Source organism: Microbispora sp. KK1-11 (assembly GCF_006874435.1).
GTDB lineage: Bacteria > Actinomycetota > Actinomycetes > Streptosporangiales > Streptosporangiaceae > Microbispora > Microbispora catharanthi.
In genome coordinates, this window is the sequence record NZ_VIRJ01000017.1 from 44,390 (window position 1) to 60,843 (window position 16,454).

The window sequence follows — 16,454 nt, forward strand, 5'->3', positions numbered from 1 at the left end:
CGTGCGCCGTGCGGCTTTCCGGGTTCGCGACGCCCCCGTCCGGGACGGGCCGTGAGGTGCGCCGGCGCGTGACGGCGAGATGACGATCGCGTGCCGGGCGGGTTTCCGGCCCTTGACCGTTTTGCGGCACCCCGCTTATCGTCCAGTCGAATCGATTCGCCGAATCGATTCGATCCGTCATTCCCCCCGCGAATGGGACAGCGCATGGCCGTACCCTTGTCCGGGCGAGCACGCAGGCTCGCACCTCACGCCGTTCTCGCCTCCGCCCTCGCGATGACCGCGATCCCCCTTGCCACATCGCCGGCCCACGCCTCATCGACCCAGAGCGCCGGCGCACCGGCACTCGTCCTCCACTACGACTTCGAAGGCGACCTGTCGGGCGGCGTCATCGAGGACCGCTCCCCCTCCGGCCTCGACGGGGTCTTGGCCAACCCCGGGTCGGCCAAGACCGCCGCGGGTCCCGACGGCACGCAGGCCCTGTCGCTGCCCGGCGGGCCGACCGGCTCGGCGACCGCCCCCTACGTGACGATCCCGAACGGCCTGTTCCGCGACCGCCACGCCATGACCGTCTCCACATGGCTGAAGTGGGCGGGCGGCGCCGACTTCCAGTGGGTCTACAACCTCGGCAAGGACGCCGCGACCGCCACCTTCGTCACCCCGTCCTACGCCGGCGACGCCACCACGAGATCGTCCATCAAGCCGGTCAACGGCAGCGCCGAGGTGGGGGTGCCGGGCGCGCAGAAGCTGCCCACCAATCAATGGGTGAACCTCGTCACCACGATCGACGGCAGGACCCTCACCTACTACGTGAACGGCGTGCCCATCGGCAGCACCACCGCCCAGATCGACCTGGCCGCGGTGATGCACTCCGACCGCAACAGCACCTCCGGCTTCCTGGGCAAGCCGTTCTGGGGCGGGCACCCGTTCCTGGCCGGCGACCTCGACGACTTCCGCGTCTACGACGCCGCCATGAACGCCGAGCAGGTCGCCGAGCTCGCCGGCGACCGCAAGGCCGCTCTCACCAAGGTCGAGCAGACCTCCTTCGAGATCACCACCTATCCGGGCACCGCACCGGCACTGCCCGCGACCGTCAACGCGCAGTTCTCCGACGGCATTCGCCGGGGCGTGCCGGTCACCTGGGAGGCCGTCGACCCGGCCAGGTACGCCAAGCCGGGGCAGTTCACTGTCAAGGGCACCGCGTACGGGACCACGGTCGAGGCCACGGTCAAGGTCGTCGCCAACGACCTGACCATCGACCTCGGCACCGAGACCGGAGCCTTCCACGGCGGCGCGTCGGGCACCCTGTACGGCGTGTACGGCGAGGGCGTGCCGACCTCCAACCTCCTTGAGGGCATGCGGCTGCGCACGGTCGCGACGAAGGCCCAGGACGGCCCGCAGCACCCCGGCGCCGACGCGCTGGAGGTGGTCAAGCCGCTCGCCGACAGCACCGGCGGCGACGTGTACATCTACATGACCGACATCTACCGGGGCTTCCCCTACGAGTGGCCCGGCGCCACGCCCGAGGCCAGGCTGAACGACTTCAAAGCCAAGATCGCCAAGCAGGTCGACCAGGTCCGCACCCTCGACCCGAAATATCAGGACCACATCGTCTTCGTGCCGTTCAACGAGCCCGAGGGCAACATGTTCGGCACCGGCACATGGAGCTACAACAAGATCAGTTGGCTGAGTGACCCCCAGTACTACTTCAAGGCCTGGGACGAGGTCAACGCCCTGATCAAGGGCAAGATGCCGAAGGCCAGGATCGCCGGCCCCAACACCAGCGTCCTGTACGACCAGGTGCAGGGCTTCCTGCGGCACGCCGTGCAGGCGGGGACGGTCCCCGAGGTCATGACCTGGCACGAGCTGGGCGACCCGGCCCGCATCCGCACCAACGTGGCGAAGTACCGCCAGTGGGAGCAGGCCATCTTCACGGGCACCCCGTATGAGGGCAGGCAGCTCCCGATCAACCTCGACGAGTACGCCTTCAACTACCACACGTCGGTGCCCGGCCAGATGGTCCAGTGGGCCTCGGCCATCGAGGAGTCGAAGGTCGACGCCGACATCGCGTACTGGAACATCGACGGCAACCTGTCCGACTCGGCCGTGCAGGCCAATCGCGGCAACGGCCAGTGGTGGCTGCTCCACGCCTACGGCCAGATGACCGGCAACACGGTCAAGGTCACCCCGCCGCGGCCGAACGTCAGCTACACGCTGCAGGGCGTCGCGACGCTCGACAAGGCCAAGGCGCAGGCCCGCGCGCTGTTCGGCGGCGCGTCCGGTCTCGTCGGCATTCACTTCGACGACGTCGACACCGCGCTGTTCGGGGGCACGGTACACGCCCTGATCCAGGAGATCCCGTGGACCGGCCAGGTCGGCGACTCGGCGCAGCCCCGGGTCGTCGCCGAGCTGAACCAGAAGGTGACGGACGGCGCGGTGAGCTTCGAGTTCGGGTCCGCGCTGCCCGCCTTGAAGGAGTCGTCGGCCTACCAGATCATCCTCACCCCCGGCGACCACGCCGCCTCCGGCACTCCGGCGACCACGCTCTGGCAGGCCACGTACGAGGCGGAGAACGCCGGCCACACCGGCACGGGGTACAGCCGCAACGGTCCCGAGGGGACTCCGTCCGACGTCGGCAAGTTCTACACCTCCGGCGGCTACGACGTCGGCGGGCTGCGCACCGGCTCCGACGTCACGCTGAACTTCACGGTGTCGGTCCCGCAGGACGGCACGTACGACCTGTCGGTCTTCGCGAACTCGCTGAACACCGCCGACGCGGTGCGGGAGCAGGGCCCGACCAACGTCTTCCTCCGGGTCGACGGCAAGGACGAGCGGGAGCTCCACCTTCCGCTGGGGTACAAGTGGGTGGTCTGGGACCACACCGACACGAAGGTCACCCTGTCCAAGGGGGACCACACGATCACCCTGGCCGCCAGGAGCCTCGACGGCACCCGCGCCACCAAGGGGGACGCGATCGTCGACAAGATCGACCTGACCCTCGCCAACCCGGCCGCGAGCGAGGCCGTCTACGAGGCCGAGTACGCCACGCTCGACGGAGCGCGCGCCGACTACAGCGAGAAGAAGGTGTCCGGCTCCGGCGTGGCCGACCTGCGCAAGGGGCAGTCGGCGACGTTCTGGGTCTACTCACCCGGCGACGGCGAGTCCACGCTGGGTGTCGACCTGCGCGGCGGCGGGAGGGGCACGCTGACCGTCAACGGGCAGGACATCGCCGAGCCGTCCGGGTCCTCCCAGGTCAAGGCATTCCTGTCCGGTGGCGTCAACAAGATCACCTACGTCGCGCGGACGGGCAGGGTGCGGCTGGACCGGCTGCGGGTCGAGAAGACCGAGGGCACGCTCACGCCGACCTGGTATGAGGCCGAGTCGGCCCACGTGGCCGGCGCCGCCAAGGTGGCCGCCTATCCGCTGGCGAGCGGCGGGAAGGCCGTCACCGACATCGGCGGCGCCCCCGGCGACGGCGGCACCCTGACCTTCGACGTCACCGCTCCCGAGAACGGGACGTACGCGCTGACGGTTCGCTACTCCAACCCCGAACAGTCGCCCGCGTCTCATTACAACCCCGACCCGCTGGCCCGCCACGCCGAGATCTCCGTCAACGGCGCCACACCGCAGCGGGCCTGGTTCCCCCACTCCTTCCACGCCGACAACTTCTGGGAGATGACCATCCCCGTCCAGCTCACGAAGGGAGCCAACACCGTCGCCTTCGCCTCACGCGAACTGCCGAACTTCGACGGCGCCACCTACATCTCCGCGACCTTCCCGGACATCCTGCTCCGGTCGAAGTACGCCCCGATCATCGACAGGATCGCGGTGACGCCCATCGCCAAGTAACACGCCAGGTGCATCAGCCGGGCGGGGCCGTCGGCCCCGCCCGGCGTTCCTGTTCTCCACGGGCGTTCAGGCCGGGCGGACCCGGACGCCGTCGAGAGCCATGCGCAGCACCCGCTCACGCTGGTCGTCGTCGACGAACCCGCCCCCGGTGATGCCGGAGATCATCCGCAGGACGTCGTCGAAGGTCACGTCGCCGCGGACCTCCCCGGCCTCCTTCGCCCGGTCGAACAGCGGCTCCCCCGCCTCGTACATCGCGGTCCGGCACGACCGCATCATCTCCGAGTCGCGGTTGAGCGCCTCGTAGATGGCCCGCTTGGTGGCCGCGTAGTCCACGAACCGGCGCAGCCAGGCGGCCAGCGCCTCCCACGGCGGCAGGTCCGCGACCTGCCCCGCGGCGCCGCACAGCTCGTCGATCTCGTCCAGGTACACGCTGTCGAACAGGTCCTGCCGCGTGGGGAAGTTGCGGTAGAGCGTGCCGATGCCGACACCGGCGCGCCGGGCGATGTCCTCCAGCGACGCCTCCGTGCCGTGTTCGGCGAACGCCTCCCGCGCGGCGGCGAGCAGCGCGTCGAAGTTGCGCCGCGCGTCCGCGCGCTGGGGGCGTCGCACCCGCGTCCGGGGGCCTTCGGCCGCCTTCTCCTTCACCGGTCTTCCTTTCGAGTTGAACCGGAGGAGTACCTCCGCTAATCTGGAGGCACGCCTCGACTTTAGCAGGCGGGCATTCGCGTTCGCGTCTTCCCTGTCAACGCCGCTCTGATCGTCGTCTCTGTTTCGCGCCGTCCCCGTCGCCGGGGCGGCGTCACCGGCGCGCCTCGTCGCACCGGTTCCTCCTGTCGAAGGATCTCGATGTCACGCACCACCTCGCCGCAACGGCTGACCTTCCTCGCGCTGGCAGCCGCCACGGCCTCGTTCTCCATGCTGCAGTCCCTGGTCAGCCCCGTGCTGTCCACCATCCAGCACGACCTGCACACCGGCCAGAGCACGGTGACCTGGGTGCTCACCGCCTGGCTGCTGTCCGCGTCCGTCGCCACGCCGCTGATGGGCCGCATCGCCGACATGATCGGCAAGGACCGCACGCTGCTCATCGCGCTGGCCGCCATCGCGCTCGGCTGCATCGTCGCCGCCGTCGCCCCCAACGTCGGGGTGCTCATCGCCGGACGGATCGTGCAGGGGCTCGGCGGCGCCGTGTTCCCCGTGTCGTTCGGGATCGTGCGCGACGAGTTCCCCGCCACCCGGGTGCCCTCGATGGTCGGTGTCCTGTCCGCCGTCATCGCCGCGGGTGGCGGCGTCGGAATCGTGCTCGCAGGCCCGATCGTCGACGCTCTCGGCTGGCGCTGGCTGTTCTGGTTGCCTGCGATCGTCGTCGTCGCCACCGCGTTCCTGGCCTACCGCAACGTTCCCCGGTCCCCGGTGCGCACGCCCGGCCGGGTCAACTGGGCGGCCGCGGCGCTGCTGTCCGGATGGCTGGTGGCGCTGCTGGTCCCGCTCACCGAGGCGTCCGCCTGGGGCTGGGGGTCGGCCGCCGTCATCGCGCCGCTCGCCGCCGCCGCGATGCTGTTCGCCGCGTGGATCGCGGTCGAGCTGCGCTCGCGCGACCCGCTGATCGACATGCGCATGATGCGGCTTCCGGCCGTGTGGACGACCAACCTGGTGGCGCTGCTGTTCGGCGCCGGCATGTTCGCCTCGTACGCGTTCCTGCCGCAGTTCATGCAGATGCCGGCGGCCGTGACGGGCTACGGATTCGGATCGAGCGTGACCGAGGCCGGGCTGCTGATGCTGCCCATGCTTGTCACGATGGCCGTCGCCGGCACGGTGAGCGGCCCGATCTCCCGCTTCGCCGGGGTCAAGGCTCAGCTCGTGTGGGGCTGCGCGCTCGGCGCGCTGTCGAGCGCCGGCGTCGCCATCTGGCACGACCGGCCCTGGCAGCTCGCCGCCGCGACCGCCGTGTTCGGGCTCGGTCTCGGCCTGGCCTACGCGTCGATGACCAACCTGATCGTGCAGAGCGTGCCGGCCGGCCAGACCGCCGTCGCCGGCGGAATGAACACCAACATCCGCACCATCGGCGGCTCCATCGGCACCGCCGTGGTCAGCTCCGTCGTCACCGGTCACCTGCGCCCCGACGGCCTGCCGTACGAGTCGGGCTTCACCACCGCCTTCCTGGTGCTGGCCGTGACCCTGGCGGCCACCGTCGCCGTGGCGCTGCTGGTCCCGGGGGCGCGCCGCCGTACGGCGCCCGCCGCCGAGGCGGCCGAGCGGGTCCCGGCGGGCGCGGCGCACTGAACACACCACCCAAAGGAGACAACACATCATGCAGAGGACATGGCTCATCACCGGCGCGTCCCGGGGCCTCGGACACGCGCTGGCCCAGGAGGTGCTCGAACGCGGCGACCGCCTCGTGGCCACCGCCCGCCGGCCGGAACGGCTGGACGACCTCGTCCGGGCCCACGGCGACCGGGCACGCGCCGTCGCACTGGACGTCACCGACGCCACGGCGGCGCAGCGGGCCGTACGGCTGGCCGTCGAGGAGTTCGGCTCGCTGGACGTGCTGGTGAACAACGCGGGATACGCCAACTCCTCACCCATCGAGGAGACCTCCGACGAGGACTTCCGGGCGCAGTTCGAGACCAACCTGTTCGGCGTCGTCACCATGACCAAGGCCGCGCTGCCGGTGCTGCGCGCGCAGCGGTCCGGTCACATCCTGCAGATCGGCTCGGTGGGCGGCCGGGTCGGGGGCACGCCGGGGCTCGGCGCCTACCAGGCCGCCAAGTTCGCCGTCGAGGGGTTCTCCGAGGTGCTGAACAGCGAGGTCCGGCCGCTGGGGATCACCGTGGTCATCGTCGAGCCCGGCGGGTTCCGTACGGACTGGGGCGGCTCGTCGATGCGCATCCCGCCGGTGGGGCCTGACTACGAGCAGACCGTCGGCCGGGTCAACGCCTACCGGCGAACGGTGGACGGCGCCCAGCCGGGCGACCCCCGGCGGGCGGCCAGGGTGATCGCCGAGCTGGTCGACGTGGACAATCCGCCGCTGCGGCTGCTGCTCGGCTCCGACGCGCTGCGCATGGCCGAGCAGGCGTCCCGGTCCCGCGCGGCCGAGGCGGAGCACTGGGCCGCCGTCAGCCGTTCCACGGACTTCGACGGCGTCGTGGGGCTGACCGAGGAGCCGGTCGCCCGCCTCCTCGCGCACGGCACGCGGTGACGGCCGGACCGGCCGGGTCAGGAGCGCAGCTCGGGGAACTGGTCGTCCCGCCACTCACCGGACGGCGGGGCGCCGGCCTCCGCGGCGTCGCTCTCCCTGGCGCGCAACTCGACCCGGCGGATCTTCCCCGAGATGGTCTTGGGCAGCTCGGCGAACTCGAGCCGGCGCACCCGCTGGTAGGGCGCGAGCCTCTCACGGGCGTGCCGCAGGATGGCCGCGGCGGTCTCCCCGTTCGGCTCCCAGCCCGCGGCCGGCACCACGTACGCCTTGGGCACGGCGAGGCGGATCGGGTCGGGGGCGGGCACGACCGCCGCCTCCGCGACGGCGGGATGCTCGATGAGCACGCTCTCCAGCTCGAACGGCGAGATCTTGTAGTCGGACGCCTTGAACACGTCGTCGGTGCGTCCCACGAAGGTGATCGAGCCGTCGGCGTCCCGGACCGCGACGTCACCCGTGTGGTAGAGGCCCCCGGACATGGCCCCCTCCTCGCCGTCCAGGTATCCGGTCATCAGGTTGACCGGGCGGGCGGCGAGGTCGAGGCAGATCTCGCCCTCGTCCGCCGGCCGGCCGGTCACCGGATCGACGACGACGACCGGGACGCCGGGAAGGGGGCGGCCCATCGAGCCGGCCTTCACGGGCACGCCGGGCGTGTTGGCGATCAGCGCCGTCGTCTCGGTCTGGCCGTACCCGTCGCGGACCGTCAGCCCCCACGCCCGCTCCACCTGGGCGATGACCTCGGGATTCAGCGGCTCTCCCGCGGCGACCGCCTCACGCAGGCTGCCCGGCCCGTCCCCGAGGTCGGCCTGGATGAGCATCCGCCAGACCGTGGGCGGCGCGCAGAACGTGGTGACCCCGGCGCGGCGGACCTGCCCGAGCAGGGCGGCGGCGTCGAAGCGGGAGTAGTTGTGCACGAACACCGTCGCCTCGGCGTTCCACGGCGCGAAGAAGCAGCTCCAGGCGTGCTTGGCCCAGCCGGGCGAGCTGATGTTGAGGTGGACGTCGCCCGGCCGCACCCCGATGAAGTACATCGTCGTCAGGTGTCCCACGGGATAGGACACCTGGGTGTGCCGCACGAGCTTGGGCCTGCTCGTCGTCCCCGAGGTGAAGTACAGCAGAAGCGGGTCGCCGGGAGAGGTCCGGGCCTCGAACGGGTCCGGCTCCGGCGTCGCGTAGGCGTCGCCGTACCGGAGCCACCCGGTCGCCTCGCCCACGCAGACGCGGCCGTACTCTCCCGGCACGCCGTCGAACTTGTGCGTGTCGGCCGCGTTGGCGATGACGTGCCGGACGCGTCCCCGCTCTACGCGGTCGGCGAGGTCCGCCGCGCCCAGGGCGGTGGTCGCCGGCATGATCACGGCACCGAGCTTCATCACCGCCAGCATCGACTCCCAGAGCTCGACCTGGTTGCCGAGCATCAGCAGCACGTGGTGGCCCCTGCCGACCCCCTGGGCGGCCAGCCAGGCCGCCACCTGATCGGAGCGCCGGGCCATCTCGTCGAAGGAGTAGCGCCGCTCGGAGCCGTCCTCCTCCACGATCCACAACGCCGTACGGGGGTTGCCCCGGGCGATCGCGTCGAACCAGTCCGTGGCCCAGTTGAACCTGTCGCCGAAGACCGGCCAGGCGAACTCGCGGGCCGCCCGCTCGGGCTCCTCCCTCAAGCCGAGCAGCAGGTCGCGGGCTTCCCGGAAGACATGGGTGCTGGTCGTCTCGCTCACGGTGACTCCTTTGTCGCGCAGGCCACGGAGGTCAACGTACGACCGCCGCTCGCGCCGTGTCACCCCCGATGATCCACGGTCATATCCCGGCCTCCGCGTCGTCGGGTTCCTCGTCGCCGTCGGCGGCGAGGAGGGTGCCCTCGGTGAGGGCGGGGGCGCGGCGGCTCGGCCGGAAGCCGAGCAGCGTTTCGGCCAGTTCCTCGTTGCCGGAGAAACCGGCGTCGGCGTCGACGGTCTGGGCGCCGTCCCAGAGCATCAGCATCGCCGACACCGCGTGGGCGCTCTTGTCGTGGTGCATGTCGTAGTGCGCCGCCATCGGCACGGTGTCGAAGTGGACCCACAGGTCGTGGCCGGTCATGAGCAGATCGAGGCCGAACTTCACGGTCAGGCCCAGCAGCTCGGGCTTGTACCGGTCGTCGATGCCGGCGAACGCCTCGTCCAGTGCGATCACGCGCGGGCACGTGGGCTTGGCGGACGAGTAGAGGGCGTTGGCCGCGGCGAACAGCGGGAGGTGGATGGCCGCCGACTTCTCCCCTCCGGACATCTCCTCGTGCTTGGCCCGGGTGAGCTTCACCTCCTTCTCCCCCGGCACGGCGAGCACCAGCTCGAAGCCGTACCAGGTGCGGTAGTCGAGCACGTCGGCCAGGGCCTGCTTGTACGTGGCGCGCGGATGCGCGGCACGGTAGTCGCGGATCATCTCCCGCAGCAGGCCGCGCAGCTCGGCCAGCCCGGCCGCGCCGAGCCCCCGCGCGTCGCGGTCGAGGAGCCGCAACACGGCGACCTGCCGGTCGTTCAGCCGGTCCGAGCGGCCCCAGCGGATGCCGATCCTGGTGCCGGACGACATGGGCCGTGATCGGGTGTCGTCGTTCATCCCGCGCACCAGGTCGCGTGCGGTGCGGACCCGGTCGTGCACCTGCTGGGCGAGCGCGGTGAGCAACTCGTCCTCCAGCACGGTCCTCTCCCGCTCCTCGAGCAGCATTCCCTGTTCCTGGACGCGGTCGGCGACCCGCCGGGCGAACGCGGCGACCGGATTGCGGCCGCCCTCGTCGCTGACGTAGACCATGACGACGCCGGTGGGGTCGTGCTCCAGGCGGTAGTCCTCGGCGCAGCCGTCGAGCGCGTCCTGGAAGGTCCGCAGCGAGGCCGACAGCCGGGTCGCGGCGTTCTTGAGCGTGCTCTCCCCGGGCACGCGGATGTCGGCCATCTCCGCGGCGAAGGCGTCCAGCAGCGTGGCCACGTCTCCCGGCAGCACGCGGCCGACCAGGGCGGCGGCATCGGGCGGCGGTCCGCCCCCCTCTCCAGCGCCGGGATGGGCGGACAGCTCCGCCGCGACCGAGGCGGCCGCCTCCCCCGGTTCGGGCCAGCCGACGTGGGCGGGCCACGGGGCCGTGGCGGTGACGCCGAGGAGCGGGCGCAGCTCCAGATGCGCGTACGGCCCGAACGCCGCGACGTGCTCGAAGAGGTGCCCGAGCGCCTGGCCGAGGGAAGTCTGGCCGTGCCTGAGGTCGGCCTGGGCGACGATCAGCGCCTCGTTCTCCCGCGCCGCTGCCGCGGCATGCTCCTCGCACCGCTCACGGACCTCGGCGAGGCGCCGCTCGGCCTCGGTGATCTGGGCGAGCACCTCGCGCAACGGCGCGTCGAGGGCCTCCTCACCCGCCCTGAGCTCCTCGGCCTCGGCCCGGTGCTCCCGCTCCTTGTCCTCCAGAGCGCGGGAGTCCGCGTCGTGCCGCTCGCGCTGCCGGGCGATCGCGGCCTGCCGCGACGCGAGGTCCCGCTCCTCGGACGCGGCTCGCTCGCGACCGTCGTGCAGCCGCTGCGCCGTCGTGAGGAAGTCGTCGACGGCCCGCGCGACCGCGTCGACCTCCTGCTCGGCGACGGGCATGCTCCTTTCCGCCGCGACCTGGCGCAGCCGCCGGCGCGCCGCGTCGACCTGGGCCACCGCGGCGTCGAGGTCGCGACGGCGGTCGGCGAGCGCCGAGCGCGCCTGGGCCAGCAGCGCGGACTCCTGAGACACGCGGGTGACGGCCTCGACGACCGCCGTGGCGGGCGGGAGCTCCCGCCTGGCCCGGGCGAAATCCTCCAGGCGGCGGTTCGCGCGTGCCAGATCGCGCTCGGCGTCCTCGTGCGCCCGGCTCGTCTCGCCGATCATCTCGTCAGACTCGGCGAGCCTGGCCGCGCGGCGGTTGGCCCGGTTCGTGGCGCCGATGTACTCGGGCGACGGCTTGGGCCGGGCGCCGAGGAGGAGGCCGAGGCCGAACTGGGCCCGGCCGGTCACCGTCGGCGCAGGTCCGCCCTGCCGATCCCGGGAGAGGGTGATCGCGTCGGAGACCGCGACCGACCGCAGCACGTCCGCGACGACCCCCGCCGGCACCAGGTCCTGCTCCTCCGGCACGAGGACGTCGGCGAGCGTACGGCCGGACGGGCGGCTCTCCTCGGGGAGCGGGATCAGGTAACCGTCGGATTCCATGACCTCGACGGCGTCGAGAGTCCGCCGTGCCTCCGGGTGCACCCAGGCGGTCAGCAGTCCCGCGCCGTACAGAGCGCCTTCGAGGCCGGCCGCCTCCTTCTCGTCGAGCCCGTCGGCGAACCGGACCAGCCGCCACAGGGGCGCCCCCGGGCGTCCGTCGCGGTCCGCCGTCCGGCGGTCGTCGTGCGGCGGCGCCTCGTCGCGTTCCGCCGCGATCTCCTCCCGCTCGCGGCGCAGGCGGACGAGGTCGGCGGCGAGGTCGCGCACCCGCGCGGACAGACGCTCTGCGGATCTCGCCGCCTCCGTTCGCCGTTCCTCGGTCCGCACGCTGTAGACCTCGGCCAGGGACGGCGCCCCGGCGTCTCCGGCGTGGGCGAGGGCCTCCGCCAGCGCCGCCACATCGGCGGGCCCGGCCACCGCCTCGTCGTCCTCCGGGTGCAGGTCCCCTGGGGGCTCCGACGAGCGGGCCCAGCGGGCGTCCCAGGCGTCGAGCGCCTCCCTCGCGAGGCGGCGTGCCGTCGTCAGCGCGGCGTCGGCGGTCTCGCACCGCGACTCGCGTTCCCCGACGTCCTTGTCCGCCTTGTCCCTGTCGGTCTCCGCCCGCAGGCGGTCCCGCTCCGCCCCTGACACCCTTGCGATCTCGTCGCGGACCTTCGCGACGTCGTCCCGGCGGGCGGTCGCACGTGCCCGCGCCGTCGTGAGCAGGTCCTCGCCCGTGTCGGCCGGGCCGTCCCCGTCGTGGGAGACGCCGGCCCGCTCCGCCGCCTCGGCGAGGTCGGTGGCATGGCGGACGATCGCCGCCCGTGCGCTCTCCAGCCGCTCCGCGAGTTCGCCCGCGTCGCCTTCCAGGGCGGCCAGGTGCTCCAGGCCGTCCGCCAGCCGGGCGCGCTCCCGTTCGATCTCCTCGCTGGTCTTGGCGATCTGACGGCGGCGCAGTTCCAGCTCTCCCCGCGCGCGGTAGGCGTCGTCCGCGCGCAACGCGGCGAGGCGGCGCTCCAGCCCTTCCCGTTCGGCCTCGGCCGTGGTGGCCGCCGCCGAGGCGGCCTCGCGTGCGGCCACGGCCCTCTTGCGCGCCTCCTCGGCCCGCACGAGCGTGCGGGCGTGCTCCACCGCGCCGTCCATCTCGGTGTGGATGCGGGCGAGCCGGGCCTTCGCGTGGGTACGCAGATATGCCACGTAGTCGGTGAGGAACGCCCGCACGGCCGAGTCCGCGACGGCGAAGTCGTCGAACTGCTTCTGGACCGCCGCCAGGTTCTCGAAGTCGCGGGCCGCCTGGTCGACCAGCTCCTCGTCGATGGGGCTGAGACCCGAGGTGAGCGTGGCCGAGACCTTGTCGGGGTCGAGGTCCTTGGCCAGCAGCGGGCGGCGCAGCGCCAGCAGCAGGTCGAGGAGCTGGGTGTAGCGCTCCCTGCCCAGCCCGAACAGCCGCGCGTCCACCGCGTCCCGATACTGCGTGGCGGTCTCGCTGTGGGCGTCCGGTCCGAGGACGGCCTTGAGCTGCCGCTCAGTGAGCGGCCGGGAGTCGGGCGCCAGCAGCCCGAAGTCGACGCCGAGACGCTTGTCGGTGACGAAGAAGGAGGTCCGCACCCCGTCCCTGTGCCGGTGCGCGCGGATGCCGATGACGAGGGTGACGGTCTCGTCGGTCGCGGCGGGCTCCGCCCCGATCTCCCGCCGGGCGAACTCCATCCACACGTAGCCGTACTCGGCCTCCTGCCCCCGGTAGAGCAGGTTGGACTTCATCGTGCGGTTCTCGCCGCTGAACGGGTCGAGCCGCCGGGCGTCCGCCACGCCGTCGAGGATGAACGGGAAGAGCACCTCCAGCGCCTTGGTCTTGCCCGAGCCGTTGTGCCCGCGCAGGACCAGGCGCCCGTCGGCGAAGGCGAACTCCTCGTCCACGTAGTCCCAGACGTTGATCACACCGGCTCTGCTGGGCTGGAACCGGTCGGGCGGCGGCGTCATCGCTCCTCCTCCTGTGTGGACGAAACCTCCTGCATGCGCGGACCTTGTAGGGGCGGGTCCTTCCGCGTGGCCGGCTCCGGCAGCGCCACCAGCGCCAGCTGGCCGCCCGAGCTCCGGGTGGGCAGGGCGGCCCGGATGTTGCGGTACCGCAGGGCGGCCGGCAGGACGAGCACGCCGCCGGGCACCGGCCTGAGCAGCGTCAGGTCCGCGAGGAAGCCGATGACGGCGTCGAGCAGCCCCCGGGGGTCCTGCTGCCAGGTGGTGGTGAACGAGGCCGCCCCGAACTCGTCGTACAACTCCGTCGTCATCGTCTCGAGGCGGCTGCGCTCCACGAACGGCGCCTCGGGAGGCGCGGGCCGGTCGTCGGGGGACGGCGGCTCGGCCTCGGACGGGGACCAGGCGAGCTCGGCGACGATTCCGTCGCGGGGCAGGCCCGCGTCCATCCGTGTCACGAGGTCGGCCTGGTCGTCGGCGAGCGCGGGCACGGGCAGCGACTCCGGCACGTGCTCGGGGTCCTCCAACAGGTCGGCGATCTTCGCCAGCAGCAGCCCGGCCGCCCGGCTCACCGCGTTGCCCCGGCCCGGGAACGGCCGGTCGGTGAAGACACCGCCCGGGTCGGCGAGCATGACGCCCTCCGCGCGCCGTTCCAGGACCAGGCCGGTGAACCGGACGAGGTCCTCGGCGAGACCCGGGGCGCGCAGCGCCTCGGCCACCTCCGGCTCGACGTCCGCGTAGTACACCACGGGGAACTCGACGAGCAGCCGCCGCGCCCTGCGGACCGGGTTCGAATGCGGCGGCTCGTGCACCAGGCCGGCCGCGCTGGTGAGGTGCTGGACGGGCCGGGCCGGCTTGAACAGCACCGCGCAGATGTCATGGTCGATGTCGTACAGCGCGTCGCCGCGTTCGGTGTCGCGCGCCCACCACTCCAGGCTGCCGTCGGACAGCCGGAGCGCGCCGCGGTCCACCAGCCAGCCCAGCACGTCGACGATGGCCGCCTTGTGCGATCCGATCGCGGGATCGAAGCCGAGGCCGTCGATGGAGTTGGCCAGCGGAGTGAAGATCCGCACCAGGTCCGCCAGGCTGATCTCGATGCGGGAGCGCTGGAACGACCCGAGGACCAGGCACAGGTAGGCCAGCCTGCGGCGGTCGAACGGCTTCCCCTTGCGGGAGAAGATCGATTGCTGGGTGTCGTCCAGGACGTCGAGGCGGCGGACCAGCCGTACGTGGTGGGTCGTGGCGATCAGCGTGTAGCCGAGCAGCTCGCGGAAGTCGCGCGTCATCTCGTCGGCCCAGCGCAGCACCTGGTCGAGCACGCCGGGCCGCGGCCGCTCCTTGGTGATCAGATCGCAGGTCAGCACGCGGCGGACCGCCTGCTGATAGGAGCCGAGGTCGGCGACGGAGACGCCGGCGGCGGCCCGCGCGCGAGGACTCGTCACCTGGCACCCCCTGCCTTCGAATCCGCCTTCGAACCTGCCCCCGGACCTTTCACCGGCGTCCGCCCGGCGAGCTCGACCCGGAACCCGGGCAGGTGGAGCAGTCCCTGCGCGGTGCGCACGGCGCTTCCGGTGTCGCACGGCACGAGCCGGATCATCACGGCGTCGTCGGCGCCGGATCCTCTCTTGAGACGGCCGGCGACGACCGTTCGTCCCTCCAGCGCCCGCGTCATCAGTTTCAGCAGGACGCGGGTCTCGGACTCGTCGAGCACCCGCCCGTGCGCGCCCAGATCCGTCAGGTGGCCGGCGGCCTCGCGCTCGGCCGCGCGTTCCGCGGCCTGCTCGCGGCGCAGCGCCGCCCGCGCGCCGGGGTTTCCGCGCACCGGCGCGGGCACGCCCGGGGTGGGCGCCTTGCCGCTGCGGAAGAGCGTGACCGACACCTCCACCCCCGGCGCGTCCCACCAGGTCGCCCTGGGCGAGATCTGTTCGGTGTCCTCGTGGGCGGCGCCCAGGTGGCGTGCGCTGCGCAGGTTGAACGCCGCGCCCATCAGTGCGTGGGCGGCGCCCTCGTCCGGCGCGTTCCAGACCCACTCGGCCAGATGCCGCAGCTGCGTGGCCCGGTTGACGCCGCCGCGCTGCGCCTCCGAGATCTGCCGCAGCAGCGCGATCACCCCCGAGACCGCGATGCGCGTGGCGTTGCGCAACTCCCCTGCGCGGGACTCCTGCGATCCCTCGGGGGCGAACCACGCCCGCAGGGCGGACCAGCGGCGACGCCAGTCCTCCAGCCGCTCGTGCCGATCCATGAAGGGCCGCTCGTCCGCGGCCGCCGCGCGGTCGAGCAGGGAGGCCAGACCGCTCGCCTCGACATCCCCCACGGCCGTGGCCAGGCGGGGCAGGTAGCGGTCGAGCTCCGCCATGAACTCGGACATGTGCGTCAGCAGGGCGTTCTTGTAGCGCAGGAACGTCTCGGGAGAGGCGTCGGTGGACCGGATGATCTCGCCGAGCGTCACGTGGAAGTGCGCGGAGCGGCGCCCCATGTCCTCCATCACCGAGTCCAGCCGGGACAACCGGCGGTAGACCTGCTCGCTCTCCCCCGCGCGGTTGGCCGCCGCGAGCGCCTTGAGGTCCTCCAGGATGTCGGAGAAGACCAGCCGCGACAGGTTGGCGTCCTGGATGCGGGCCGCGAGCAGTCCCTCGACCGACGTGTACGCCCAGTAGCCGAGCTCGCTGAACTGGTAGACCGACTGCCTGTTGCGGTAGCGGACGAGGTTGCCGGCCCGGGACGCGTCGTCGAACCGGTGCACCACCCCGTCGTCGTACAGGGCGTCGAGCCGGTCGCGCAGGTTGCCGTCGAACGTGGGGACCTCGTCGTGGAGCCGGGCCAGCTCGTTCAGGGCCGCCTGCACCTCACCGGCGTCCACCTGGACCTGGTGCACCTCGCGCAGCCGGTCCATCGCCCGCAGGACCCAGAGGTAGGCCACATGGTCGTCGCGCCTGGTGAAGTTGAACAGCCTGAACCGATCGCTGATCGCCAGCGAGTCGAGGTCCAACGCCCTGCGGTCCGCCATCCGGTCCCCCCGATCCATGTCGCGGGTCCGTCTCACCGATCCGTGCCGCACCCGCCCCGTTCGCGGAGTCCCGCCCCCCACGAGAGGCGGGCGGGGCTCCGCGTGCCGAGAAGACCGTATTGGAGGCCACCGACAGTTGCGACCTGCGCGGGGCGGGGAACCGGTGACCTCAGCCGGCGGAGAGGGAGTAGCTGTCGGTGCGGAAGTCAATGCCGCCGCTCGACGAGGTGATCTCACAGCCGAACTGGGCGTAGCCCAGCGTCACGTCGCCGA

General features: G+C 72.3%; 8 protein-coding genes. 3 read left to right on the forward strand and 5 right to left on the reverse strand.

Annotation, left to right across the window (positions count from 1 at the left end; all coding sequences use genetic code 11):
* The first annotated feature begins 204 nt into the window (after window positions 1-204).
* On the forward strand, window positions 205-3,846 hold the full coding sequence (locus FLW16_RS23665) for a LamG-like jellyroll fold domain-containing protein (protein WP_221891246.1): 3,642 nt from the start codon (window positions 205-207) through the stop codon (window positions 3,844-3,846).
* Between the two features lie 66 nt (window positions 3,847-3,912).
* Here the strand turns inward: FLW16_RS23665 and FLW16_RS23670 are convergent, their stop codons facing one another.
* Window positions 3,913-4,491, reverse strand: coding sequence for a TetR/AcrR family transcriptional regulator (locus FLW16_RS23670; RefSeq protein WP_142562310.1), 579 nt, complete (start codon window positions 4,489-4,491; stop codon window positions 3,913-3,915).
* Window positions 4,492-4,692: 201 nt separating this feature from the next.
* On the opposite strand from FLW16_RS23670, the gene FLW16_RS23675 reads away from it, so the two are divergent.
* Both FLW16_RS23675 and FLW16_RS23680 read left to right on the forward strand, forming a co-directional pair.
* Window positions 4,693-6,126, forward strand: a complete 1,434-nt coding sequence (locus FLW16_RS23675; RefSeq protein WP_142562311.1) for an MFS transporter — start codon at window positions 4,693-4,695, stop codon at window positions 6,124-6,126.
* Between the two features lie 28 nt (window positions 6,127-6,154).
* Window positions 6,155-7,042: an oxidoreductase gene (locus FLW16_RS23680; protein WP_142562312.1), complete on the forward strand. Its 888-nt coding sequence runs from the start codon at window positions 6,155-6,157 to the stop codon at window positions 7,040-7,042.
* Between the two features lie 17 nt (window positions 7,043-7,059).
* Here the strand turns inward: FLW16_RS23680 and FLW16_RS23685 are convergent, their stop codons facing one another.
* The 4 genes from FLW16_RS23685 to FLW16_RS23700 form a co-directional block, all read right to left on the reverse strand.
* Window positions 7,060-8,754 carry an AMP-binding protein gene (locus FLW16_RS23685; RefSeq protein ID WP_142562313.1) on the reverse strand — a complete coding sequence of 565 codons (1,695 nt, stop codon included), beginning with the start codon at window positions 8,752-8,754 and terminating at the stop codon, window positions 7,060-7,062.
* A gap of 79 nt (window positions 8,755-8,833) precedes the next feature.
* The gene (locus tag FLW16_RS23690) at window positions 8,834-13,180 is read right to left on the reverse strand and encodes a TIGR02680 family protein (protein WP_142562314.1); all 4,347 of its coding nucleotides are present in this window, start codon (window positions 13,178-13,180) and stop codon (window positions 8,834-8,836) included.
* Window positions 13,177-14,616 carry a DUF2398 family protein gene (locus FLW16_RS23695; protein ID WP_142562315.1) on the reverse strand — a complete coding sequence of 480 codons (1,440 nt, stop codon included), beginning with the start codon at window positions 14,614-14,616 and terminating at the stop codon, window positions 13,177-13,179. The genes FLW16_RS23690 and FLW16_RS23695 overlap by 4 nt, the downstream gene beginning before the upstream one ends.
* Window positions 14,613-16,199: a TIGR02677 family protein gene (locus FLW16_RS23700; RefSeq protein WP_260615507.1), complete on the reverse strand. Its 1,587-nt coding sequence runs from the start codon at window positions 16,197-16,199 to the stop codon at window positions 14,613-14,615. Before FLW16_RS23700 ends, FLW16_RS23695 begins: the two co-directional genes overlap by 4 nt.
* Window positions 16,200-16,454 lie beyond the last annotated feature (255 nt).